This window comes from Paenibacillus sp. 79R4 (assembly GCF_013393165.1).
Taxonomy (GTDB): Bacteria; Bacillota; Bacilli; order Paenibacillales; family Paenibacillaceae; genus Fontibacillus.
The window spans coordinates 1-25,521 of record NZ_QJOT01000029.1; the positions used below are offsets into that span (position 1 = coordinate 1).

Genomic DNA, 25,521 nt, shown 5'->3' on the forward strand with positions numbered 1-25,521 from the left:
CTCCAAAATAAGGGCCGACCGCCTCTCATTCGGCTTCGTCTTCTGGTTATGTGCTGCATCATCCGATACTGACGAGTAGTTGACGACCGGGGTATGGACTGTAACAGAGTTCAATCCATTAATCTCATAATCCTTCTCTCCGTTGCCGCCCACGGAACTATAACAAATCTTTCCAGTGCTTGGCTGACTGGCCTTATTCGTCTTGCTGATTGGAATCATGTTCCCAGGACTGTACAGAACATCGTCTCCGATCATCGAAGCATTCGGGATTTCTTCTGGCGTCCTACTACTCCCCTCCGTTACCGATCCATCCATGAGGGTTCGCCCGTTAAACGTAAACGTGTCATTGCTTACAATTACTTCTCCAACCGCGGCCTCAGCTGCAGACTGGGGATCTTGTCCTTCCATTGCTTCAACATTATCAGGTACAGGCGGGGGGATATAACTGCTAGTCTGTGCCGTTGCATAATAAGGCGGGTTATATTCTGAAGGAAGAATCTGAATCGAGCCATTGCTAAATGCATAATTAATCAGCTCTACTACTTTAATCCGGTACACCTGCACGTCTTGGATCGTCCAAAAAGAATATTCCCTTACGACCTCCACCTGTTCTGTAGAGCCTTCAGGCTCTTCCCCTGCTTCTCCGGTCCCAGCTTCAGTATCCGGAGCATTCGGATCAGGAGGTGGAGGAGGAATCGTCACATTCACTTGATAGCGACACTGTCCAATCATTTCCTGATACTCATATTGATGAAGATATGATTTGGCCCACACATTCCCATACAAGCTCTCCGAGGTGGGTATACCCTTTAATACATCAAAGGGTTCATTTCCTCGCATATCTGCCTTGATAACTCCATTCGCCTCCGGATCCATATCTTCTCCATACATCTTTTGACCAGGGGCAGGTTCCGTACACTCACCGCTAGGATCGCCAGGGCCGTCTTCCCCCTCCGTATAGTAAACTTTCATCTTTCCGGGATATTGGTAGGTATAGGAATATAAATCAAACTCCATATGGAAAAAATAGTACATCATGGCTGCCCCGGTCGCGGGTAAGTTTACTTTTGTACCAACATGATCATAAGTTTGACCGATTCTTACCTTGATTCCATCCAGATTATTAATGTCTTTACCAACAATAACAGTTGTATCATCTGTTTTTCCCTTTACAACTGGATTGGATCCGACAATCGAAACTTCCTCATTAATCACTAATTTAAGATACTCTACTCCAGGATTCCATTGTGCTAATCTTGATTTATTATCATCGACTACATAAGTTGGAAACTGACTTCCTTGTTCATTAAAAAATGCATTATGTCTAACGCGCGGAATTTCAAGCACAACTTGATAACCTGGATACTTATCTCTTCTAATACCACCAACTGTCTCCTTTTCGATCTGACTATCAGGTAAACGATCCATTACGACCCAGCCAATTTCCGACGCCCCAACTGTCCATCGAGATTCAGAACTGCTACGCTGCCATGCAACCCAGCCTCCAGTCCCTTTATTTTTTGTTGACGAAACCTTAATGGGAACTCCTTTAAAATCCACTTTTCCTGAGTATTTCTGGGTTTTGGGATTTATCGTTTTTACAACTTCTGTGCCCATTATGAACTCTATTGTTGTGATTACATTTCCTGCACCGACATCAACATTAAGCGGCTTTGTACTGAGCGTTGGATTTTTGGCGTAAATAGAATTATTACCAGATAACGACTTCTCAATATTGTAGGTTACATCCTGTTCTGGCAGAACCTGCTCCACAGATGCAAAAGCCCTGAAGGGATCGGTAGGTAAGAATATTGCTAATAACAAAAAGTTAATCACCAGAACAATAGTTAACCTCATAAATCTATTCACCTTATTCTTCGCCTCCCTCCCATGAATCAAATTTCAGGAGGGTATATCTCTAAAATATATTGACTCATATAATTAGAAGTAGAAGGTGTCTGAAGGGATATCTCTATACCATGACGATCAACTACCCAACCTTTTTTAGGCACAATCAAAACTGGAATATCGTAAAGCTTATAATGATAAACATCAGCTGACGAATCTAACACAATTGGATCAAACTTTCTTTTACTAAGTCTAGGAGAATTGAAACCAGATACAGCAAAATTAACTTCACTATTATATTTTTTCTTATCCTTGTTAAAAATCACTTTACTTTTGGTAACTAACAAGTAGCTCTGTGGCCAATCCGTTATTTTTAAATCTGTATGTTCAAAATATCCGTCAAACCACTTCAACTCCCCTACCGGAGGGAGTAGCTTCCAGTTCGGATCGTTCGGATCCTCCATATCGATGGCAATGAGCGCTTCTAATTGAGCTTTATATTTCCCGTCCTTAGAGGTAATGGTCATCATTTCCTCATTCCACAGCTCCTCCACGGACCTTCCCTTAAGCTCACTTTCATCTGAAACCAAAATCTCTGGCATAACCGTAAATATATTCGTCCCATGCCATGCAAGCTCGGCATTAGACACTGCGTATTTATCAACCGGCAAAGTCTCACCAGCATTTACCTCTAAGATCCGCTCAATAATCGTGACTGATTGTGCTCGTGTTGTTGTCTTGTCCTCCCCGAGAACTCCTTTTCCAAGCCCGGTGATCAGTCCGGACTTCGTTGCTAAATACATCCACTTATCATTTTCGCTAGTCGCTTGTCCAATAGCCCGCACAGCAATCCGCGCCATCTCTTGACGCGTAATATCCTTGTTCCACTGCTCCTCGTTATTTGCAAAATCCACCGCTGCATAAAGCGATTGGTTCTGCGCAACCTTCACATACGGCTCATACCATACACCTTCTACAGCTTCCGTTGGCAGTCCAAGCGCTGTCACAACCATCTTTATAAATTCACCACGAGTGATCGCCTGCTCCGGTTTGAATTTTCCTCCCGGATACCCGCTGACATAGCCCTTGCTAACTGCCATCTGGATTGCTGCCTTCGCCCAGTGATCTGCCCCAACATCACTGAACTGAACACTTCCGCTCGAAGGCAAAGTTTGTCCAGACTCTACGGTAACCTCATTCGTCTCCACGGATTCTCGATCGTCCGCTGAAGCTGCAACTGTACCCAACAACAACGATAACAACACTGCTCCGCCTATACCTTTTGATACCCATTTGTTCACCCTAAACCCTCACCTTCTGATGTACTCTATTCCTCAAATCCAGGGCCTACTCAGCCCTAGCCTTCACCTTACACATTCTCTAGGATAATATCCTGCCGCCGCCGCATCCCTCACACTATCAAAAGTTTCCTCAACCCGGTAAGGATAATTGCAACCGCTCTGGTAGTAATATTTCATGCCTGTCCTCTCATCTACTCCCCCATTAATTACCGTCTTCTTAACAAGTCTTCCGCCACCGAAGGCGTAGTTATTATAGAATTGGTCACCTACAGGAATCCCTTGAATAAAAGCAAGCATGCCAATATCATTGATCGAATTGACCCATTCCTCTTGCGAAATACTAGGAAGCTTGAACGTATAATGAATCCCATTTCGGGTTGAGAACTCATTATGCTGATTAATGAAATAAGCAAGATCCTCCTGGATTCTTTTTACGATAGTACTTCGTCTCTTCGCATCAAAGCTGGCTGTATCCTTAAGCAACGATGCATTCGTCTTCTTCATTACATCCTGTCTGAGTCCTTTAACCCATGTCTTGCTTGCTGCATCATACACATGAACATATTCGTCCAAGGTAAAGTTGAAGCTGTTGCCCGCATCGTCTGCGAACGCATAAGGCTTCTTTGGGCGCCACATATGCTTGTAATTCTTCTCCCCGGAAGCATCCGTATATTCCGTCATAACGTACAAGTAATAGCCATCATAGTCCATGACGACAACGGCAGGGATATAGGCGGCTAAGGCCCCTTGACCAATAGGATCGTTATCCACACCAAAATTCAAATATAAGGTCTGAAAGAACGTATCGATCGCCAATTCCTTGTTAACCTTAAAATATTTATCCGACTGATATTCCGCCTCATATTCCTGTAGCTCATTTAAATTCAGAATAACCCCGGCATCCTGTGCGGCCGTGCGAAGCGCCTTCGTATATTGCTGATTAAGTGCGGCCACTGTTTTTAGATCAGCCGTATGGACATCCATCACCAGAAAGAAGGGAAGAAAGATACATACGAAGAGAATCGCCCAATTAATAATCTTCATTGATGATCATGCCCCCATACGGGATATATATCTTCGTATTGCTTCCGGTATTCCCACTCGTAAAAAAGTCAAATAGAACCGTAGCCATAGTTCGATTCACATTCTTCCCTTTTACTGTGAAAAAATCGCCCACAGTCATTGGATCAGCCCCGCTTCCGTTAAGATCAGCATCCGGTTTGGGGTATCTCCGCTGCTTGCTGTTTAGAGGCTCCGTATTATCGGGGAATAGCGTGGCCATAATTTCGCCCGTATAATGACCATTAAAATAAACATCAAAATCATTCTGAAAGGAACTTGGATCAGCTGGTTCAGAATAACTAGGGTTATAACGTTTATGTAAATGCTCCATCTGAATATCATACTGATTGCCGGTAGCTCCCAGCTTACGGTTAAAATCCAGATACATGGCAGGAGTAATATAACCCTTCGTACGAACGGCATCTACAAACTCAGTGACGGCAGTATGGACCACGAGCTGTGACAGCTCATCATGACGCTGGGCCTGCTGATATAATGGGTAGCCGAACAGGAGTGCTACCGCAAGCAGTATGGCTACAATTTTTGATAACGAGTTCTCCATTTCCCCACCTTCAATCTATGTGAACTCTATGGTTTCTATGGTTCCATTGCTGTCACGAAAATAGGTAACATCATAGGTTCGGTGCAGATTAATACCGGAAATATCCAACTTCTCCAAATCAAGATCCTTGGGGAAGAAAAGGGTTTGACTGTCAACTACCCGTATATTCGCACCTAGAACATGTATTTGGTATATACTCTGCAGCACTTCAGCCCCGGTATAGGTCTCCCGGCCGTTCACCTCAAGACTAGTGAACAGCCGGCGTTCCTCCTGCTCCGCCGCATGGCGAAACGTATCAATCGCCTTCTCTTGCCCCTGCATCCCACCTACTGTGAAAGTACAGGCCACAATAAACAAGAACAGCTCGGCCACGATAAATAAAGTTCTTTCCAGGTTGTCGCTCATTTTGGTTAAGATCCTTTTGTAAGATTTTCATAGAAAAGATCGGTTCTCTATAGGTTCATTTATTCGTTACGGAGTAATTTGAGTAAATACGACTCCGCGTATCATGTTGTTTTTATCTCTAACAATGCTTGATTTAAATTGCCCGCTTGGATTGATATATTCAGGGTATTTTTGATCTTCAGCTAACTCTAGTCTCCCTGATGGATTTTTCTCTTTTGAAACATCAGTTACTAATGAGCCATCTAAATTAAGTATATTACCGTAATATACGCCTTTGTCTGCATCTTGTTTGCCCGTTTTCACATATATCCCAAACTGTTCCAAATTCATATATTGCCGAATCGCATTCAGCACCTGACTACCAGACAACGTTGTATTGTTATACGTATTAAACTCTGTATCCGATAATTGCGTTGTAATCGAGGCCATCTTCATTTGTCCTTGCTTAGCCGCATCCTGAGAAGAAATCGTGATGATAACTACAATCGTGATCAACATAATAGTCAGGAATATCCCTGCCGCTACTCGTATACCTACGCCAGTATTTTCTTCCATGTACATTCATCTCCCTTAATCATCTTTTATTATTGAATTTATAATTGTGTGTTCAAAAAGTTCGGTTTTCAGCACCGAGAAGGTTGGATGAAGCTAGGGTCCGAGGAGCGCAGCGTACGTAGTGGGTACGTGAGCACCGGAGGGCCCGGCTGAATTCAAGATTCGATGTCGAGTTACTTCTTTGGTTCACTTCGTGATCAAAAGCGGACTTTTTGACTACCTCTAAGCTCAGATCCCCTGAATTTGAGTCGATAGCTGACCAAGCTGCCCGAACGACATGTACAAGAACGGAAAGACCAGATATAACGCGATCAGAAGAGCTCCCGGCGTCCAGCCGATCATTTTGCCCCAGGAGGCTTTCTGGCGAATGAGCCGTTCCAGCCGCTCCTTTTTCTGTTCTGCATAATATTCCTGCTCCATCTCCAGATCATCGAAGGCTTCACGAATCGTAATCTTCTCAACCGCCTGGTTCAGTCGCTTCACGATTCTGACGAATGACTCAAATGGCGCTTCGTTCATCAGCGTCTGCATGGCCCCCTCGGCCCCGCTGTCATAGGTCAGCAAGCAGCGCTGCAGCGCCGGTCGGAAAATAATACCGTATCGTTCCATCCATTCCAGAATCGTCTCGACCGACATACGTTCGAACTCCGAGAGAATACTGATCAGAACGTGGAACTGATCCACCTCATTTTGCATTTCGAGCGCTCGCATCCGGCGCTGGAACAATAAAATCCAAAGCGGAAGGTAATATCCTGCGATGGCTAGGCAGATGGCCAGCAACAACTCCCACCATTTGAAGAACTCGCCATGAATAGTCTGCATCTTGCCTTCAATCCGATTTACCGTATTATTAAATGCCACATCATTTAGAGGCTGCCCGGTATTCATCAGCACCTTATTCGCAATAGCCTCTCTGCTCAACTCCCCCTTCCCGTTCAATTCCCGAATAATGTTATTGTCAAACTCTGTGAGCTCCCTGGCTCTCTGCATCTCCTTCTCGTCCATATAACCCAATATCGTGTTCTGCTCCTTCGTCGGATTGTGATACACATGGTATATAGCACTGAAGTGCAGAGCGATAGACAAGAATACGACACCGATAAAGCAAGTCACGCTTATTAAAACACGCTGTATATAAAACCATTCCAGCATCAGAGGAGAGTTGGCTTCCTTCAGAAGCAGATTCAATCTGTAATGCTTGCGTGTATGTGAGGCGGGAACCAGCCTGTCCACCAACCAGCGAATCCATGGTACCTCGTACAGCTTCTTCTCCCACTGCCGACGAGGCCCCTTGGGAATGTACTTCGCTTCATCGTTCTCTGACAATTTCCTGATCAGTACATAGCATAGGGCAGCGATTGCAAAAATCACCAGACGAATAATTATCCCCAGCTTACTTTCATAGAAATCCTTTGTAATAGGAAAATACCCTTCCGCCCAACGAACTAGAGGAAATGACAGCAAAATCGGGGCAAGCGCAATCATCGTTAGTCCGCCGAGGCGGTATCTCAGTTTCTGGCGGCGCAGCAAATCGTATCTGATTTCCTGAACGAATTTATTAATTGCACTCAAATACATCGAACCCTTGCTTAGAGTCCGGTCACCATATTCCATAATCAAATGCGAGATACCGGAAAATACTTTTAAGTAGCGGTTCGGAGCTACAGCATAATAGTTCTCTAATCCCTTCTGAGGTTCATTGGAGGTCAGAATCTCATGAATTCTCTCTACCTGCAGCTTAATTTCCTGTGGCGAAGCCTGAGCAGCCTGATAAATCGCCTCGTCAACCATGCGAACCTCTTGATAATAATGGCGATTATCCTCCAAAAATTGCGAGAATTGCTTCAGCAGCCTGTCCTCAACCCGGTTCACAAACATATCAACCAGCATCTCATTCAGAACGATAGCAGCCAGAACGCCGAAGAACACCGCCATCCAGCTCTTGCTGATCACTGCTAATATAACGATTCCAAGCAGCATCGAGCCTAGCGTCATGAACGTAATTCGCATCGTTTCTTTGCGCAGAGTGTACTCATCGTAAGTATTGATCGCTGTTAACCGCTTGCGTATGCGCAGAATCTGGCCTTTAATAACTGGCACCTTCATGAGCCGCATGTACGATTTCTGATAAAAAATTAGCAGCTTAGCGGGTGTTGTCCGGTTGGATGCAGCTCCTGTCTTCCAGACAGGTCCGGAGTTTTTGCGCCTTCTGCGCTCCTTCATAATCATATACAGAAGCACGGAACCTGAGAGGAAGATGGCTATTCCGCATACCAGCAGAATCCAGAACCATTTATTCATGAGCTTCCCCCCAGTGTCGCGTTAGAAAGGCTTCAAACGCCAATCTGTCCTCAGCCGTCATATTGAACTTCATATGTTCTATCTTGGTTGTAGAGATGGGAGCCACGGCAACATATTCTCCATTTCTGTATTCAATGATGTTTCTTGCCGTCCATACCCTTCCACTGCTGCGACGGTAGGCCTCACGCTGCAAATCGATCAAGGCATCCAGCTTGTTCTCCACGCTATCTCCCTTGCTAAACGTTTCTCCCTCCAGAATCTCTGACTCATAAGTGACCGGAGTAATCTCGGTAATTCGCTCGATATAACGCCTTCCGTCATTTTCCTTACGCATATGAATATCCCACTTCACCGCATTGGCAACCTGCTCTTCTGCGATCCGTTCATTCTGGAACACGCCGGTCTTGAGCAGTGAGTTACGCAATGACCAGACCAATTCTCTAACCGTAGTGGCATGGTGTGTAAAAATTGTAAATAAGCTCGCCACCTGCGACATTTGGATCATCCAGGCCGCCACCGGATCGGTGGCTACTTCTCCAAGAATATTAACCGAACCATCCGTCTTCTTCTGCAGGTCCAGTCCGGCTTGACCTGATATGTTATCTGTCTCTCGAAAACCCAGCGAGTTTCGTTCCGGATACAAGCGCCTTAGATGAAGCTCAAAGGTCATTTCCTGAATCCGCAGCGTTAAGGTCGCATATATGTATTTGACTGCAGCCATGACAAGCGAGGTCTTTCCCGAACCCTGCGGACCGGTAAACGCCGTCACCTGTGCGCCCTTCATCAGGAATTTGATCATCTCACGAGGCAGCTCCGCATTTTCCCCAGATTGGGTCGATACCAGCTTTTCCAGATTCATATTGGGAAGGTCGAACTTGCGCACGAAGAAGGCCCAGCTTTCCGCAAATGGAGGTCTGACAACGACAACGCGCGAGCCGTCCTTCATTTCATTCACCTTGAAACCGTTGGATTCGGTGAGCTGTCCCGGATTATCATACTTATAGATATTTTGGCAGATTCGCTTGAGTTCGATATCCGAGCCAAAGCTGAGGAATGATAAATGAATCGACTTCCCGCGATAAAAAATCCACACGCTCTGATAGCCCGGATGCTGGGCTTGCCGCATCCCCTGCATCAATTCAACCTCATCCTCTATAATCTGCATCGTCGTCGGAATGCCTGATATCCCTCCCGAGACGCCATCGATCGCCATATCGCGAATTTCATCAATTACACCGAGGCCCTTGTATCTGCTGTATATCCGCTGAACTATAATGCTCAGCTTATCGGTAAATTCCAGCCTGCCACGAGCTTCCTGATGATAGATTCTGCGAATTTCTTCTCCGGTAATAATATAGGAATCAACGGTTTGGTCCTCAATCACCCGCTTGGGCTGATCAAGACCATATTTCCCTATCATTTCAGCCAAGCCGCGAAAGCCGTACTTCTTCTTATATAAATGCAGCAAAATATCGAACTTATCTTGATCACTCAGCAGCTCAGGATCTTCAAAGGGAATAATGAAGTTAATGTTCTCTTCATCCAATCCATAATTGCGGTCAAGGAGATCATAGATATACTGCTTCAAATAAATTTTCTCCTGAATGTCCCCGTTGGTAGCATTCTTCATAGCACTTCGCAGCTCAGCTACGACCGATTGCCTTCGGGTATACTCTTCTCCCGACAAGCCCATATCCAATAAGCTGCTATTTACAAATTCATTGATCGTCGTCTTGATATACTGTAGTAGATAATCAAAATCAAACCTTGATCGATCTTCCTTCATCCTCTTGCCTGATGATGCCGACTGTGCCACAGGCTTGCGATTAAGCACTAGGAATAAGTACACGATCAACCCGCCGAGGATGAGAACGATCAGAAGAAAATTGATCATATAAGGCATCCCCATTACAGCGCCCTTCTTTCACTATATTTCAGCTTCGGATTTATGCCGATCTCGGTCAAGATAAGCTCTGTCACTTTGCGAACCTCATGAATGAAGTAATAATTCTCATGCGTGCTGGAGACAGATCCATTGCGGGCAAAGAATCCCTTCACATCCCCATCGTTAAAATGATCACGAAAGCTAGTGTTATAAGGAATAGCAGCAATTCTACCCTTGAACTTATACTTCGCGGCAATATTTCTAACCTTATATTTCGAGTCAGGATCATATTGACCGATTAAGATAAGCTGTGGAATTCTCCGCACCTCCTCCGGAAGGCTCTTATAATAATTCAGAAAGTATTTATCAAGTACGTTAATATTCTGATTCAGACATACCACGATTAAATCCGAGTTCCGCAGCGTATCTACAATTGATGGACTATTCAGCCCGCTATGAACATCCAGCAGCAAGGCATCATAATACTCCTGTGCCCGCTGAAACACGATATTGAACAGTTCATTCGATCTCTCAAAAAGAGTCTTATCCGATTTCTCGCTGCCGCTGAGCAAATCGAGGCGATCCCTCTCTATCATCAGGGAATGATTCTTAATCGTCTCCCTCTCCAGCTTGCTGCTCCTAACTGCACGCTCTAATGCATCAAGCCCTGTCCCGGAGACTTCCAGAAATCTACGGTTATATTGATTAATAGTCTTAGAGAAGGAGCGCTCCAGAGTGGAATCCGACCATTGCGGCTGTGAAATAAGTGAACGAAGATCATATTCCAGCCCAATTAATGCGGCTATTGCAGCAGTATTACTCGTGACTCCCAACCCATGCTGCACGCCCCAAAAGGATACTTGACCCATCATTAACGACTCCTCTCGGCTCTTTTCCATAGTTTTTTTGCTTCTGCCGGGCCGATTTCCATAATAGACTCCGCCATCTCGTTGAGGACTTTCCTATACTCCCCTGAAATCCTCTTGATATTGACATTACTGCGCGCCTGGTTATGAATCCGGGCGGCAAGGTCTCGTTCATCCGGATAATATACGAGGGTATCCTTCCATTCGATAGGAAGAGGAGAGAATAGATCATCCAAATATTCCTCAAGCAGGGTACCGGCCACTTCACATATCACCCTGGTTACTGGGATAAGTCTTGTTCCATCCAAGCTGGAACTAAACGCCTCCATCAGACGTAAATTTCTCTGCATGACCGGGTTATCGTAGGAGGTCACCATGAAGAACTGGTCTGCCTCCGACCAATGGCTCGCAAATTCGATATCCTCCAAATCTATCAGTACATAATCATAAGTCCCTTCTGCGATCAACCTCTGATAGATCTCCATAGCTGTGACCTCTTCCGCAATATCGAACTGATCATGCTGGTGAATCTCCGTATCCAATTCTATCTTCGGGTATGCGTATTTGTAGCGTTCATATCCTGTAGCATCGACCAGCAGCACTTTATGATTCAACGAGACCAGCTTGCACAGATAGAGCATCATATCTGTCTTATCAAAGGCTCCAATTATTACAATCTGCTTCATCTTGCAGCCCTACCCTTCAAACGGAACCGTTTCGTTATAGTCTTTGAATTCACTATTTGTAGCGGCGCTATCTTGTCCCGATGACCCGCTCCCCGCATTAAAGTCCGGTGTTTCTGTTGAATCAAGCAGTGGGTTATTCTGTGCAGAATTCTCCCCATTCCCCTGATTGCCCTCATCTCCCTCTTCGTAATAAGTACTTCCTGAAGGATTAGTATTCAAATTGGATTTGCCGCTGTTATATTTCTGCCGTTCATCTTCAGGCATCGACTTAATATCCTGCTCTAATTTCTCGCGAAGCCGCTTCTCCAGGTACTTTGTAGCCACGTTAACGATATTGGGATCTGTTAAGATTAATTCCTGGACTTTCGCATTAGGAGGATAGTTAACATATGCTTTCTCCTGCATATAAGGATCAACATAGCTGAGGGCATAAATCGTAGCATCATTAATAAAAGCATCAACAATTGCACTGGACATCAACAGAATTTCTTCTTCATTCATCTGATACCAAATCGTACCGTTATTTAAATCCTGCACTTTCTTCTTGGATAGAACGATGTAATCCTGGCCCGTCGGAAATTTAATGCGTACATCGACAAAATCCTTCGTTGATAGCTTAAATGGCAGTTGAATCAACTTAAATTCCTGATTACGGAGGTCATTTGGAGTGACCCCTTCTTCGTATAGCATAGGAGAAGTAATCAATGTATTCTTCTGCAAATCAATTTTGGGATACTTGCCTATAAGCTTCTGTAAATCATCAACGGCGTTATCAGGAATTGCTGCCCTTGGCACGCTCATTGTAACAAGGTCTTCCTCCCTCAATATCGTTCCAGCCAAATGGTTCTCCTTGACTACTGTGATGGCCGAACGTTCCTCATTCAACTGCTTCTGCGCCAACGCCAGTTGCTGCTCAATCTTACTGGTATGTTCCTTGTACTTATGCTGCAGCTTGCTGATGTACAAATAGCCTGTACCAACACTAAGAAGCAGGACGATTGCACCACCGATGGCTCCGGCCACTATTAATTGTTTCTGCCGCAGTCTTATTCTGGACATGCTTTGTCTCCTTTCTTCGCCAAAAACGATCCTGAATACCTATGTATATTTTGAATCTAAGGAAAATTATAACATGTGATTTCTGAAAAAAATGTCGTTTTGTGTCAAAAAATAATTAATATTAGAAATTTTAGGAGAATAGCACCATAACTATGGAATTATTTTATATTTAAACAACAAAATAACCCTATACTCGCCAAAACGAGATAGGGTTATTAGACCTACGAGGTGCTTGCCAAAGGGCTACTTACTTCAATATTAATAAAATAATTAAAGCTGCAATAATAACCATGCAGCCACTAAGAATTGAATAAAACCATACTTTGGTGGATGCTTTCTTTCTGACTCCTAGATAAGGCTTGAGAATCTTAGTTAGGGCCGCATCAGTTTCACTGGAAGCCTTGTACGGATCAGGATGAGGGGGAAGACGAAATACTTGATTTCCTGGCAATTCCTTTCTGATATCCGTGATGCTGATTGGATCGACAAACGGGATGCAATAATACCAGTTCGACTGGTCCATCTTACTATACATTTTCCTGAACTGCTTAATCTTAGGCTGCCGCCACTCACTGCCGGCACCAAGCAATATTTGCGCATTGGCCCTGAAAAATTCCTGACTCCAGTCACTCTCTTCATGACTCCCAATATCAAGTATTAAATAATCATACCCCATTGCCAATAGCGAACTCATATCTGCCTTACTATTATGCTTGTAATACATAACTCCATTAATGCTAAATTGACTGGTTGAATTTGTATAATCCCTGATGCCTTCATAAGCACTCTCTATGTATGCAAAGTCCTGCGATCCATTAGCCTCCAGCAAGGCGACCGAATAACCCTTGCGATTAAGATAGTTCGCTATTAATATGCTAAGATGCGTGGAACCGATTTTGGATTCAACACCCATTACAGCGACAGTTATCGTACCTACAATTCTCTCCTGGACAACAACTCTCTCCTGAAAAGGCAGGTCAGGAAGCTCCATGTCCAGCACATCAGCGCCTTCCAGATAAGTACTGTGCAATTTAGAAGTAAATCGATAGATTTGATCCTTGATCCGATCCATCTGTATTCCTTCGGCTTCCATATCCGCGGCGATATTAGCAGACTTTGCACTTTCAGGCATGAGCTTTAGCAGCGCATGTGTAATCGTCTCAGCCTTTGTCCCCGGGGATGTAGTAATAACCTGAACCCCCAGCTCTGCTAGCTGATGAACCATTCCATCTTCCTCATGACGATCCAATGCTATAACTATGATTCGCGTGCTGCTGCGCAGCATCCGATACTGGCGAATTCCTTGCATAAAGATTAACATATCCGTGCAATCCAGGTCGGTAATTAGAGTCTGAATATGGATTCGAGATACTGCCTGGATGTATTCGAGAAATTCGGAGCCTTCAAATTTCCCCGTCTTCTCGTAGCTTATATCTGAATGGCCTATAGCCTTCAGTACATGCTCTGCCGCTCTATTGGATACGATTACTGCGTTCACTGTTCCACCCCGCCATCCGTCAAGATTCTGCTCTGGTTGATGTCAAACATTTTATCCATACCATGTTCCCTGGTTCGAAGTGCCCCTTGCTTTGCTCCGAGTAGAAGCTCTTCCAGTGGCTCATCCCCGGCAATATTCATATACCCCATACTAAACGGATAAGTGATTTCCGCTGAGAGGTTCAGCTTCAATGAATCCGTCAGATTCTTCAGATCCATGGAGGATTTATTGATGATTACAGCTACGCCATCTTGCTCATAACGACTTGCAAACCCAAAGCGATCTGTATATTTCAGCACAACTGGACCCATTTTTCTGAAAATCTCCTCGGTTTGCCCATTTCTATTATCCTTATTCTGGGAGAAATCAAATAGTATGTAGACGACCCCGTACACCTGTCTTTTTAGCAAAGCTTGATTAGCTTGTTGAATGAAATGCTTGCGTGTATAAAAACCGGTCACTTCATCTCTCGTTGAAGTATAGGCAGCAGCCTGCATAATCTCAATGACCCGTTCAAACAATTGCATGAAGGTCAGCAGCAGAAAAACCGCTAAAAAAGCTAGACTTGATATAAGAATAGCCTCTATTCTAGTAACTGCCGCAACGGTATATAACAGAATATGTACGAAATAACTTGCTAAGGCCATCGTATTCTTCATCTTAGTTCCTGCCTCAGGGAAGAGCTTGAACAAGGAATACAGAGTAACAGCCCCAACAATAAGCACTAGAAGCAATGATGCCATCTCCGGTGGCAGCAATAGCGAGCCTGCAGCAGTAATTAAGCTAAGTCCTGTCCCTGCAAGATGAATATATAGCTTATCCTGTCTCTTGGTATAGAGAATGCGGTAAACGGCCAGTTGGATGAGCACTACGCTGCAGGTTAGCAAAGATTGGAAAAACATATAAAACGCATTAAATTTATTAGGGAGGCTGAGCATGGCTATTGACGATAACAACCCCAAGCCGGTTGAGCTAAATAATATGAGGTAAAATTGGCTCCTCCACCTGAAATACATCATTCCTCCCATTGCAAGCAGCACTCCCATCCAGGCGACCTGCAAGGTGTACAGCATAAGTTGCAATTGATCCAAATGTATCACCCTCCGACAAAATTTGACCTGAATATATAATATACTAGATCACCTAGATTTAGGAAGCAGAAGATAATCATGGATTCTGTTTCTATTTCTCAAACATGAAACCGGGCCCGAAATTTACCCGGGGACTCTCCGGTCCAGCGCTTGAATTGGCGGCTGAAATGGGCAATATCCTTGTAGCCGAGACGGGTGGAGACGGCCTCTACCGTAAGCTCAGGCTCCATGAGCAGAAGCTTGGCCTTCTTCAGCTTCAGGCCTGATAAATATTGGCGCGGCGATATGCCGTATACCCGTTGAAAAATGCGGTTGCAGGACGAAGCGCTGTATCCAAGATCCGCGGTGGCAGCCGCTACCGCATCTCTGGAGTGCTGCTCCTCCCTTTCAACCTCGGACAAAGTCTCTCCCTGGATATCGCTATCCTCCACACACTTCTCCAATCTTGCCGCAATCTCAAAAGCTACCCTGCCCATCTTGCTGCTGGCCAGTTCCTCCTCGCCCTGCTCAGACAGCACCTCGCTCAGGCCAGCCAGCAAGTCAAATACGGCGGACATGGCTCTCATCTTGTTGGCCAGCTTAAGCGGCACCTCATTAGCTGAGGTGAGCGAGATTAACTTGTCCAGGCTGGGGCGAATCGTCCGGGTCAGGGCGCTTGTCGACTCATACAGGTCGAAGTTCCTGCGGCTCAGCAAGGCATGGAGTATAGGGTCATCCGCATTAAAATGCAAACAGTAATAAGTCATCGGCTCCTCACCAATCGCCCGACTCTCATGAACATCCTCCGGTCTAAGCAGTAATAAATCACCGGGCTTCTGAATATAACGCTGACTGTTCACAATCATCTCCTGTCCTCCGGCGAGCAGCAAATTGACTTCAAACAAAGGATGAGTATGCCTGGGGTATGACCAGTCCTTGGTCACCGTACGGACATGGGATGCAAATATCCGAAATGTCGAATCCATATCCGGCAGCATAAATTCCGCGATATAACGATTGTTAGCCAGTTCCAGTTCCATAGCAGCAGCCTCCTTGTACACAAGCTCAATAATTTAGTAGTCAATTTGGGTAAATTGATTCATGGTTTGGATATAATATATCATTTTATACCTTGTTATAATTAACATATCACATAATCATCTCTATATACAGGAGGTAGTTAAATTGGATAAGAAGATGTTATTCAACGCACACCACTCTCCAGTGGGAGCGTTTGCAAGTTTTACACTAGGTTATCCCGGCAAGAAAGGCGGCCTAGATCTTGAATTGGCTAGCCCGCCCAATCAGAATATATACATTGGACTGCAAGAGGATGGCAAGAACCATTACCAGGCGCTGCCTTTTTTTGGGGAAGGCCAGGATGAGCGCGACCGCTATACTTCTGAACAGGATGGCGAGAAGGAAGTCGTTGAAGATAAGCTGATCACTTCTTTTGCTCAAGAGAGCATTACTCGCAACTTCAATGCGGCAACCGATGAATGGCAAGCCGGAGATTTGACCTTGCGGATCTATTCGCCATTTGACAGTGTGCCTGATCCAGCTGCCGCCAAGGATGAGGAGCTCAAATTTGCCATTATGCCAGCCGTTCTGGCTGAGATCGTCGTTGACAATACGCGCGGAACAAGCAGCCGCCGGGCCTTCTTCGGCTTGCAGAACAGCGACCCGTACAGATCGATCCGCCGTCTTGAAGATGTAACAAACGGTCAGATTATCGGGATTGGACAAGGCAGACATACCGCAATTGCGACGAGTGACAGCCGAATCAAAAGCGCTGGTTTCTTCACCATGGAAGCGATTCTTGAACCTAAGGTCGAAGAGAATCTGCGTTTCGGTCTCGGAGCCGTCGGCGCCTTGCTAATGGATACACCTGCAGGGGAAAAAGCGACTTATCGCTTTGCGATCTGCTTCTACCGTGAGGGATATGTTACTACCGGTCTTGATACTACCTACTATTACACACGCTATTTTGCAAATATTGAAGAGGTTGCCGCTTATGCGATGGATAACTTCGATAAAAAGGTAGAAATTGCACTGCAGGCTGACCGCATCACAGATGCGCCTCATCTGAATGACGATCAGCGCTTTATGCTGAGACATTCGATTCGCAGCTACTATGGCTCCACACAATTGCTCGATCACAAAGGAGAAGCGCTCTGGGTTGTAAATGAAGGCGAATACCGGATGATGAATACATTTGATCTGACCGTAGACCAACTGTTCTTTGAGATGAAAATGAACCCGTGGACCGTGAAAAATGAGCTCGATCTGTTCGTAAAGCGCTACAGCTATACCGATCAGGTTCATTTCCCTGGAGATCCGACCCCTTATCCGGGCGGCATCAGCTTCACCCATGATATGGGCGTGGCCAATGCATTCTCCAAGACTGAATATTCCTCCTACGAGCTTCATGCGATTGATGACTGCTTCTCACACATGACGCATGAGCAGCTTGTGAACTGGTTACTTTGCGCTACTGTATACGTACAGCAAACACAGGATAACAAGTGGATCAAGGATAACTTGAGCATTATGGAGCAATGTTTGGAGAGCATGGTGAACCGTGATCATCCAGATCCAGCCAAACGCACGGGGATTATGGGTCTCGACAGCTCCCGCACGATGGGCGGAGCTGAGATCACAACCTATGACAGCCTTGACGTATCGCTTGGACAAGCAAGGAACAACATCTATTTGGCCGGCAAAAGCTGGGCTGCTTATGTCGCTATGGAGAAGCTGTTCACGAAGCTTGGCCGCAAGGAGCAAGCAAGTCTGGCCGCGGAACAGGCTGATCGCTGCGCAGCGACTATTGTGTCGCAAATGCTGCCGGAAGGTTACGTTCCAGCCGTCATTCAAGAGAATAATGATTCGCAAATTATTCCGGCTATCGAAGGGCTGATCTTCCCGCTCTTTACCGACTGCAAAGAGGCGCTTGATCCGAATGGACGCTTCGGCTCATACATCCAGACGTTGAACAAGCATCTGAATACCGTGCTTCAACCAGGTGTGTGCCTGTTTGAGGACGGAGGCTGGAAGCTCTCCTCCACCAGCGATAACTCCTGGCTCAGTAAGATCTATCTGTGCCAATTCATCGCTCGGCAAATTCTCGGCCTGGAGTGGAACGAGCAAGGCAAAGCCGCGGACGCCGCCCACGTTGGCTGGCTGACATCCACGGCGAATGCTTACTGGAGCTGGAGCGATCAAATGCTCGCCGGAGTAATCTGCGGCAGTCGCTACTATCCGCGCGGAGTGACATCCATTCTGTGGCTGGATGAGCAACCGACTGCGTAATAATAAGCTAACCAAGCTATCACAAAAGCCCCACACGACTCTCATCCCCCCAGTAATGGGGAAATAAAGAGCATGTGGGGCTCTTTTCTTGCGATAAATTCGTAATGGGCACATGCTCGCATCCACTCTCTGAACCTATATGCCCATCCACTAATGAAACTGGGTATCGCAGTTCGGGCCAATTGAGCGTATAGAAACCGTAACGATACTGGACATCATTATTCAAAACAAACGTAGACTTGAATATTCTAACGAAACTGGGTATCGCTATTTAGAACAAACCCGGTACTTGGCGATACTAACGAAGCTGTTGTATCGTCATTACAACAAATCGAGCACCTGGATGTTCTAACGTAACTGGGTATCCTCATTACAACTAATCAGGCAGCTGGATTCCTAACGTAACTAGGTATCGTCATTACAACAAATCGAGCACCTAGGAGTTCTAACGAAACTGGGTATCCTCATTACAACTAATCAGGCAGCTGGATTCCTAACGTAACTAGGTATCGTCATTACAACAAATCGAGCACCTGGGAGTTCTAACGAAACTGGGTATCGCTATTCGGGCCAAATTGGGCACTAAAAAAATCTAACGAAACTAGGTATCGTTATTGGAGCAAAATAGGGGCTTAAAGTGTGAATTTCACCTAAATAACGATCTGTAGTTTCGTTAGATTTTATTCGCGGCTTTTAATGAGGTAATAACGCTCTGTAGTTTCGTTAGAGATAGTAAATAAATACCCGGGACGATCTGTCCCGGGTTATCTCCTATGAAAAACTTAAGCCGCTGAAGCACTGTTTTGTCTGGAAATCGCAAACAATACGAACCAGATCAGCAGGAAACCTAGCGCTTGAGGGATGGTCACGATTTGCTGGAAAGCGATCCAGTTGATCAAGACGCCGACCATTGGGAAGCTAAGCTCTGCCAGTGTAGCCACAGACGCCTTCGTGGTGGTCAAGCCCTTGTAGTAGACTAGGATGCTGAGCAGCCCTGGCAGCAACGCCTGACCAAGCAGGTTAAGTCCTACCAAAGATAACTCATAGGAGCCCGATGGAAGATTCCATGCCGCACCTTCATTCCAGGTTACCGCAAGCAGCAGCGGAAGAGCGAGAACAAATCGAAGCGAGGTTACTGTCTCGTATTTCATCTGTCCGACCATCAACCTGCCCATCACAGTGGAACCGCCCCATAGAGCCGCAGCCCCCAAAGATAACAGACTTCCAACTTGCACAAATTCATTCCAGTGGCCGAATGGAATCGCAAATCCAAAGGTTAGAAAATAGGTTCCAGCCAGCGCAATCAGGAACAGAATCGAGAAGTGACGCGGCAGCTTCTCTTTGAGCAACAAGCTCGCTAAAATGATAGCGAACAACGGCTGCAGCTTCTGCAGCAGCAATACTGCGTTGGCGTTGCCGTTAGCAAGCCCCATCGTGAACAGGATAGTTGCTATGGCTGAGCCGCCCCAGGAAATGAAAAGCAATGCACCGAGATGCTTCATGCTCATGCCCTTTAATTCCCCGCGATTCTTCCATAATACTGGAATAGCGATCAATGCGATAATCACATGCTCCAGCAGAACGATTTGCGCTGATGTCAGTGCACGGAGCAAAATGATCCGAAATAATGGATCGACACCCCATAATGCCGCTCCCAATACCACTAGCCAAAAACCGCTTTTTGCCTTCGCAGGACGCACCGAAGTGGGCTCCTGCACCTTATAGCCTGTACTTACGTTTTCCATCTTGCTGTCTCTCCCTCTCCTTGAATACGGAGTCTTGCCAGCAGAAAGCCCCCGTTGAATCGACAACAGTCGACATCTACGGGGGCTGATCAAATAAGCATGCGCAAAGACAGGCTTACCACCTTGTCGCACAAACTTAAGATTGATCTTCTCCCATCCGGACTTTACCGTCGGCTCTGGATTTGCACCAGATCAGTCGCTATCGTCCCAAAGGACGGACAGCGAGTCGCGGGCTGTGATTCAATCGCTAAGTGCTGATTGAACCATTCACCGCCGGTCAGGAATTTCACCTTACCCCGAAGATCCATATTCAAATTTTTAATTATTTGATTTTACAATATCCGCTGAATTCATATTACAATCTTTGCCGCGGATATAACTGTAATGAATATCACATTATATTTAGTATATGACTTGTTTCATGTATTTTCAATGAGAATAATTTCATTGTTTCATGCTATTTAATATTTGTATGCAGCATAGCAGGCTCATGCAACCCCAAAACGTCCCATCTACCTAAGTAGTACGTGTGCAAAGAGGCCTGACTCACAGTACCTAAGCTTCTGCTTACGATGTGCGTTTTACAAAACGTTTCCGTTGGTTGAAGCTCGGGGCAAAAGGAATTGAGCTACACGTTTCCGCAGTTCGTTGCAAATGCTTGTAGTATGGTCGTGAGCACTCAGAAGTTTCCAAAGGAAACATGACTTCCTAAGCAGTTACTTGTAGTGGAACGTGAGCACTCAGAAGTTCCCGAAGGAAACCTGTTTTCGTAAACATCTGTCTGTAGTGGATACGTAAGTACCTTAGAGGTTTCCAGCGGCGTCATTCTTCGTAGCATCTGCTTTAGTATGTCCTAAGCACCTGAGTCTTCCAAAAGAAACATAACTCCGTAATCAGTTGCCTGCAGTAGGTCGTGGGCGCTCGCGAATTCCCATAGGGAACAGATTTTAGGCATCCGCTTCTGCAAGTCCTAAGCCCCTCACAATTTTTCCAGAGAAAACATGCTTCATAGCCCATCTTCCGAGCTTCCGCTGAATTCAAGATTCGATTTCGAGCAGCTTCCTTATTGCTGCATGAGCCAAAGCAAACAGTTTGAGCAGCCTTTAATAAACCTTGTGGATGATCTCCTCGAAATCCGGTTCCTTCATCTCGAAATCGTCGATGTCCCCCCAGGTCTCCAGCTCACGCAAAATATCGACCGTGCTCCATTCCTGGCGATTGGCCTCGATCGTTACGACATCATCCTCCCTGCCCGTTACTTGAATTGCGGGATTAAGGGTATCCGGCAGCTGAAATTGACCGCGGAATGTGACGCGGATCTCGGTCGGCAGGCCGATGGTTTCACGAAGCGAGCGAGCGGTGCCATCGAAAGTGAGTTCACCGTGATTGATCACCATCACGCGACCACAGAGCTGCTCAATATCATCCATATCATGCGTAGTAAGCAATATCGTCTTTCCAAAGTCCTGATTGAGCTGCTTGAGGAATTTTCGTATATTCCGCTTCGCATTTACATCGAGTCCAATCGTGGGTTCATCCAGGAACAGAACATCGGGGTCATGCAGCATAGATGCAGCCAGATCGGCCCGCATTCTTTGTCCGAGCGACAGCTTGCGAACCGGTGTAGCCCAGAACTCATACAAATCCAGAAGCTCCGCCAATTGGTCCAAGCGCCTTCGCTTATCGCTATCGGTCACATTGTACATTTTGGCCAAAATATCATAGGAAGCCTTGACCGGAAGATCCCACCACAATTGACTTCGCTGGCCAAACACAACACCAAGGTTCCGCACCGCCTTCCGACGCTCCTGGTGAGGATTATAACCTCCAACAACTACTTCACCTGAGCTGGGATGCAGAATCCCCGTAAGCATCTTGATCGTCGTCGATTTGCCGGCTCCGTTCGGTCCAATATATCCGACGAATTCGCCCTGCTCGATCTGGAAGCTGATGCCACGGACCGCTTCTTTTCTAGTATATTCCCGTGCGAATAGGGTCCGAATGCCGGAGAATCGTCCCTCCCTGACGATCGGAGTCTTGAATTCTTTATATAAATTTTTGGCTTCGATCATTTCTGTAGCCTCCCTTAGCTTCCTGTGCTCTGATATTTCGTAATTCCGAATCGCCAGAACCGCATACTTGCCCCAAGACAAATCGTTGCCACCCCAGCCACGACGACCAGTACCCAGGCTCCAAGCTCACCCCGAATAATGTATAGTGCAGGAACATAATTGACAAAGCCGACGGGGATAACGATCAGCAGCATGGATGACATCCATTTGGGATATAAGGTTAGCGGATATTGCCCGGCTGTTCTGGCTGCATCCTCAGTGAAGGTTTGTAATTCTTCAATCCGCGTCGTCCAGAAACCTATTGTTGCTGTAGCCAACCCGATTGAGAAAAGAATGACCGCTCCAGTCACAATAATGAATAAAGTAAATACGATGGAGGCCCAATCGATCTGCCCGCTGCGCCATAATCCGTTCATTGACCAGCATAGGATGAAGCCGCCCTGCAACAACTCTCCAAGCATAATGCGGAAATTCCGCGGCATGATGGCAAGAAGCACGGGGACGGGCCTGGTCAGAATTTGATCCAGTACACCGTCTACCAAATATTTTTCCAAATGGTGAACCTCATCGGCGAACGTTCGGTACAACGTCTTGGATAGTGTGATTACTGAGAATAAATAACCGATTTCATATAAGGACCAGCCCTGAATAGCTCCGAATTTATATAATACGATGGCGACCATCAGAAACTCCGAAATTTGAATCAACGCCGCGAGTACAGAACCGAGAATAAAATTAAAGCGGTATTGCATTCGGCTGCGGACACTGGTCTTGATCAGAAGCACATATAGCTCCCGCCATGACTTTAGCTTGGTGCTTAGCTTTGTCTCTTCTCTGCTGCTTAGCTTAGGGATTGGGTTTAACTTTGACCCTAGCTTTGGCTTAGAGCTTACCTTTGACCTTGGCTCTGTCTTACTCTCTGTTTCTGTCTTTACCTTTGACTCGCCGCTTAGCCTTCGCTTCTCCTTCGGCTTTTCCATTGGCTCGCTACTTAGCTTCCGCTTTTCTTTCGACTTTTCCATTGACTCGCCGCTTAGCTTCCGCTTCGGCCCCGGGTCAGAAATGTTGCTTTGATCCAGCCCTTTGTGCAAATTGGGCTTATGGGCTGCTGTCGATTGTTCACCCGAAGTTGGCTGGCTGCTTGTATTCAGCTTGTCACTCATCCGCCCTGCACCTCCACTTTATGCCGCAGCACCTTAGTTGCCAGCAGGCAGATCAACGTCAAGAAGGCGCACCAAAGCAGCGTCCCCCATAAATGAGAGCCGTGTTCATAACCGAGATAAATACGCGTAGGAACATAGAGAAGATACGGGTATGGCGATAACCAGGCTAATTGAGATAACCAGGAGGGCAGCCATTCCAGGGGAATGAAAAACCCCGCCAATAAATTCACAAGCGCATGATTCGCCCAATAGAACCAAGTAGATTCCGTCGTCCACAGGGCAGTGACCCCGATCAGATAATTCATGCAAATCGATATGTAGGCTGCGCCAACTATACTGATTGCAACAAGCATAATGGTGAGGCTGCTCCTGGGAATGTGTAGCGGGAAAATAATGAGATACAGCATGTAGATAGGGATTGATTTGTAAATGAACTGGTAGGCGATTTGCCCCCATTCGCGCGCCGCCATATGGCTGAACAAATGAATGGGTCGCATCAGATCCAGCGAGATTTGACCGGTCCGCACGGCTTGCGGAATACCAAGTCCGTTCGAAACGAAGCTGGTAATCCACAGCAGGCTCTGCGTGAAGCAGATGTAACTGATCATGCCATGGGTTCCATAAGTGCCGAGGGGATGATCCTTGCCGAGCCCGATCCAAATACTGGCGTAGATAAATCCGAACATCGCACTGGCAAGATTGTGCACCATATGTGCACCGCGATACTGCAAATTGCGTGAATAGGCCTTGGCAGCCAACGTAAAATAAAGCATGAAGCACCTCCGATAAGCATTTTTGACGGCTTGTTCCGTCCACTTCAGACAAGGGCATTTTGCAGCAGTAGGGAAAAATATCATACCTTATTGTTCCAGAGGTGGCAACTGTTATTTTATAGGTCTTTGAGATAATGAGTGAGTTAAAAGCTTGGATGATTTAATTAAGCATCAGATTACCATACATACCATACACTTGAGAGCCTACAGCGCAGGCCAAGCAATTGCCGTAAAAACACAATTTTTCAAATCCGATAGCATCCAAAATCGAAAATTTTTACGATCATCCTCTTTTTTCGCTGGATCTCCCATTCATTTCGAGCGGACAACGCTAAAAGCCAACAAATCTACCGGCTTTCTATATATGCAGGCAGTTTTTCATACCCAAAACTGCAGATTTGCAGGTTTTCGCTGCTTCTAACTTACCAGGTGTAGCCAAGAATCAATTGAAGGCTTCATCGAACACATCCCCCTCTTTCCCCGTTTAGTTAGTGTTCAAAAAAAACAAAGTATTAGACTATTCAATCCTTTCATACAAAAAGGCCAGTCATAACACGGAAATAAAGTGTTAGAACAGCCTGGTTTATTAAGCTATCATACCCGTTAGCTTCATGATTTCGAATTTCCTCGGATTCTTGTAGAGGTACCACCAGCAAAACTCGAATTTACAACGTTAAGGAACTCTGTCCATAAAAATAGCCGATTTTCACCACGCTAAGGGTGTAACCGGCTTTATCGGGATCCCGCCAACATTTTAACGAAAATATAAGGCTAAGCCTGCGAACTTGTTCGGTTTGGCGTTTTTTCTTACTTTAAGCCAGATAGCTGATTCAGATTATACACTCGCAGAATTCGGGTGGCGCATTTTCGAATGAAACCGCAAGATTTTGAGATAATTTCTTTTCAATCGGACGTTTTTACGGCGTACTCCGGTGAAGGCCGCCGAAATGAAAAATCCACCAAAAATTTGAACCGTGAAAAAACGTCTATAAGCCGACGGTCCCCTAAAGCAGGGATTATCTGCTTGTTGTATTGAATATTGGATTAGCGTATATTTTCGTTAAAATGTTGACCCCCCCTATAAAACCGGTGACACCCTTAGCGTGTTACTTCGATTGTACATTAAACTCTACTGCCAGTTAGTTGAGTACTGGCGTTAGTCTAACACTTTATATTTCGGTCTAATACTTTATTTTACAGTCTACAACTTTATTTTTCCGGAACATTTAGAAGTTTAACTCGCATCCCTATGTTCAAAAAAGAAGAGGGTGTCCCAAAAGTCATCATAGATGACTGAGGGGGCACCCTCTTACATTTCATCAAACAAAAAGAAACCGCTCTTTGGTAAAATGGAAGTACGA

The 25,521-nt window shown here is 45.7% G+C and carries 19 protein-coding genes and 1 riboswitch; of the genes, 1 reads left to right on the forward strand and 18 read right to left on the reverse strand.

Annotated features, from left to right (window positions below; all coding sequences use genetic code 11):
- The 14 genes from DMN77_RS24170 to DMN77_RS23270 form a co-directional block, all read right to left on the reverse strand.
- Positions 1 to 1,869 (reverse strand): DUF5704 domain-containing protein (locus tag DMN77_RS24170; protein WP_372776481.1); only part of this gene is annotated, 1,869 nt, incomplete at its 3' end.
- A gap of 26 nt (positions 1,870 to 1,895) precedes the next feature.
- Entirely contained in the window at positions 1,896 to 3,149 is a 1,254-nt protein-coding gene (locus tag DMN77_RS23210) for an S-layer homology domain-containing protein (RefSeq protein WP_179016431.1), read from the reverse strand.
- Positions 3,150 to 3,212: 63 nt separating this feature from the next.
- On the reverse strand, positions 3,213 to 4,193 hold the full coding sequence (locus DMN77_RS23215; RefSeq protein WP_179016432.1) for a hypothetical protein: 981 nt from the start codon (positions 4,191 to 4,193) through the stop codon (positions 3,213 to 3,215).
- Positions 4,180 to 4,773, reverse strand: coding sequence for a hypothetical protein (locus DMN77_RS23220; RefSeq protein ID WP_179016433.1), 594 nt, complete (start codon positions 4,771 to 4,773; stop codon positions 4,180 to 4,182). Before DMN77_RS23220 ends, DMN77_RS23215 begins: the two co-directional genes overlap by 14 nt.
- A 15-nt stretch (positions 4,774 to 4,788) precedes the next feature.
- Entirely contained in the window at positions 4,789 to 5,178 is a 390-nt protein-coding gene (locus DMN77_RS23225; protein WP_068782420.1) for a hypothetical protein, read from the reverse strand.
- A gap of 66 nt (positions 5,179 to 5,244) precedes the next feature.
- Positions 5,245 to 5,733, reverse strand: coding sequence for an ABC transporter permease (locus tag DMN77_RS23230; protein ID WP_068782421.1), 489 nt, complete (start codon positions 5,731 to 5,733; stop codon positions 5,245 to 5,247).
- Between the two features lie 228 nt (positions 5,734 to 5,961).
- Positions 5,962 to 8,034: a hypothetical protein gene (locus DMN77_RS23235; RefSeq protein WP_068782422.1), complete on the reverse strand. Its 2,073-nt coding sequence runs from the start codon at positions 8,032 to 8,034 to the stop codon at positions 5,962 to 5,964.
- Positions 8,027 to 9,928 carry a P-loop NTPase family protein gene (locus DMN77_RS23240; RefSeq protein WP_306294288.1) on the reverse strand — a complete coding sequence of 634 codons (1,902 nt, stop codon included), beginning with the start codon at positions 9,926 to 9,928 and terminating at the stop codon, positions 8,027 to 8,029. Before DMN77_RS23240 ends, DMN77_RS23235 begins: the two co-directional genes overlap by 8 nt.
- 14 nt (positions 9,929 to 9,942) lie before the next feature.
- Positions 9,943 to 10,791: a hypothetical protein gene (locus DMN77_RS23245; protein WP_229521100.1), complete on the reverse strand. Its 849-nt coding sequence runs from the start codon at positions 10,789 to 10,791 to the stop codon at positions 9,943 to 9,945.
- Positions 10,791 to 11,471 (reverse strand): CpaE/TadZ family protein, encoded by a 681-nt coding sequence (locus tag DMN77_RS23250; RefSeq protein WP_179016435.1) that lies wholly within the window; start codon positions 11,469 to 11,471, stop codon positions 10,791 to 10,793. Before DMN77_RS23250 ends, DMN77_RS23245 begins: the two co-directional genes overlap by 1 nt.
- A 9-nt stretch (positions 11,472 to 11,480) precedes the next feature.
- Positions 11,481 to 12,530 (reverse strand): SAF domain-containing protein, encoded by a 1,050-nt coding sequence (locus tag DMN77_RS23255; RefSeq protein ID WP_068782425.1) that lies wholly within the window; start codon positions 12,528 to 12,530, stop codon positions 11,481 to 11,483.
- Between the two features lie 247 nt (positions 12,531 to 12,777).
- Positions 12,778 to 14,028, reverse strand: a complete 1,251-nt coding sequence (locus DMN77_RS23260) for a hypothetical protein (RefSeq protein ID WP_068782426.1) — start codon at positions 14,026 to 14,028, stop codon at positions 12,778 to 12,780.
- Positions 14,025 to 15,119, reverse strand: a complete 1,095-nt coding sequence (locus DMN77_RS23265) for a hypothetical protein (protein WP_179016436.1) — start codon at positions 15,117 to 15,119, stop codon at positions 14,025 to 14,027. Before DMN77_RS23265 ends, DMN77_RS23260 begins: the two co-directional genes overlap by 4 nt.
- 98 nt (positions 15,120 to 15,217) lie before the next feature.
- On the reverse strand, positions 15,218 to 16,138 hold the full coding sequence (locus DMN77_RS23270; RefSeq protein WP_068782428.1) for an AraC family transcriptional regulator: 921 nt from the start codon (positions 16,136 to 16,138) through the stop codon (positions 15,218 to 15,220).
- Positions 16,139 to 16,295: 157 nt separating this feature from the next.
- Between DMN77_RS23270 and DMN77_RS23275 the strand changes: the two genes are divergently transcribed.
- Positions 16,296 to 18,407: a glycoside hydrolase family 52 protein gene (locus DMN77_RS23275; RefSeq protein ID WP_372776488.1), complete on the forward strand. Its 2,112-nt coding sequence runs from the start codon at positions 16,296 to 16,298 to the stop codon at positions 18,405 to 18,407.
- 782 nt (positions 18,408 to 19,189) lie between these two features.
- Here DMN77_RS23275 and DMN77_RS23280 read toward each other — a convergent pair.
- From DMN77_RS23280 to DMN77_RS23295, 4 genes are all read right to left on the reverse strand, one after another.
- Positions 19,190 to 20,152, reverse strand: a complete 963-nt coding sequence (locus DMN77_RS23280; protein ID WP_068782429.1) for a DMT family transporter — start codon at positions 20,150 to 20,152, stop codon at positions 19,190 to 19,192.
- Positions 20,153 to 20,293: 141 nt separating this feature from the next.
- Positions 20,294 to 20,460: riboswitch (FMN riboswitch) on the reverse strand.
- A 795-nt stretch (positions 20,461 to 21,255) separates the two neighbouring features.
- A complete protein-coding gene (locus tag DMN77_RS23285) occupies positions 21,256 to 22,224 on the reverse strand; it encodes an ABC transporter ATP-binding protein (RefSeq protein ID WP_068782430.1) in 969 nt (322 codons plus the stop codon).
- Positions 22,225 to 22,238: 14 nt separating this feature from the next.
- A complete protein-coding gene (locus DMN77_RS23290; protein ID WP_179016438.1) occupies positions 22,239 to 22,976 on the reverse strand; it encodes an ABC transporter permease in 738 nt (245 codons plus the stop codon).
- A 407-nt stretch (positions 22,977 to 23,383) separates the two neighbouring features.
- On the reverse strand, positions 23,384 to 24,160 hold the full coding sequence (locus DMN77_RS23295) for an ABC transporter permease (protein WP_068782431.1): 777 nt from the start codon (positions 24,158 to 24,160) through the stop codon (positions 23,384 to 23,386).
- Positions 24,161 to 25,521 lie beyond the last annotated feature (1,361 nt).

Bases quoted from the DNA above. Each gene is read 5' to 3' on its own strand.
- DMN77_RS23215 (WP_179016432.1), bottom strand. From the start codon at position 4,193: ATGAAGATTATTAATTGGGCGATTCTCTTCGTATGTATCTTTCTTCCC.
- DMN77_RS23220 (WP_179016433.1), bottom strand. From the start codon at position 4,773: ATGGAGAACTCGTTATCAAAAATTGTAGCCATACTGCTTGCGGTAGCA.
- DMN77_RS23225 (WP_068782420.1), bottom strand. From the start codon at position 5,178: ATGAGCGACAACCTGGAAAGAACTTTATTTATCGTGGCCGAGCTGTTC.
- DMN77_RS23230 (WP_068782421.1), bottom strand. From the start codon at position 5,733: ATGGAAGAAAATACTGGCGTAGGTATACGAGTAGCGGCAGGGATATTC.
- DMN77_RS23235 (WP_068782422.1), bottom strand. From the start codon at position 8,034: ATGAATAAATGGTTCTGGATTCTGCTGGTATGCGGAATAGCCATCTTC.
- DMN77_RS23240 (WP_306294288.1), bottom strand. From the start codon at position 9,928: ATGATCAATTTTCTTCTGATCGTTCTCATCCTCGGCGGGTTGATCGTG.
- DMN77_RS23245 (WP_229521100.1), bottom strand. From the start codon at position 10,791: ATGATGGGTCAAGTATCCTTTTGGGGCGTGCAGCATGGGTTGGGAGTC.
- DMN77_RS23250 (WP_179016435.1), bottom strand. From the start codon at position 11,471: ATGAAGCAGATTGTAATAATTGGAGCCTTTGATAAGACAGATATGATG.
- DMN77_RS23255 (WP_068782425.1), bottom strand. From the start codon at position 12,530: ATGTCCAGAATAAGACTGCGGCAGAAACAATTAATAGTGGCCGGAGCC.
- DMN77_RS23270 (WP_068782428.1), bottom strand. From the start codon at position 16,138: ATGGAACTGGAACTGGCTAACAATCGTTATATCGCGGAATTTATGCTG.
- DMN77_RS23275 (WP_372776488.1), top strand. From the start codon at position 16,296: ATGTTATTCAACGCACACCACTCTCCAGTGGGAGCGTTTGCAAGTTTT.
- DMN77_RS23280 (WP_068782429.1), bottom strand. From the start codon at position 20,152: ATGGAAAACGTAAGTACAGGCTATAAGGTGCAGGAGCCCACTTCGGTG.
- DMN77_RS23285 (WP_068782430.1), bottom strand. From the start codon at position 22,224: ATGATCGAAGCCAAAAATTTATATAAAGAATTCAAGACTCCGATCGTC.
- DMN77_RS23290 (WP_179016438.1), bottom strand. From the start codon at position 22,976: ATGCAATACCGCTTTAATTTTATTCTCGGTTCTGTACTCGCGGCGTTG.
- DMN77_RS23295 (WP_068782431.1), bottom strand. From the start codon at position 24,160: ATGCTTTATTTTACGTTGGCTGCCAAGGCCTATTCACGCAATTTGCAG.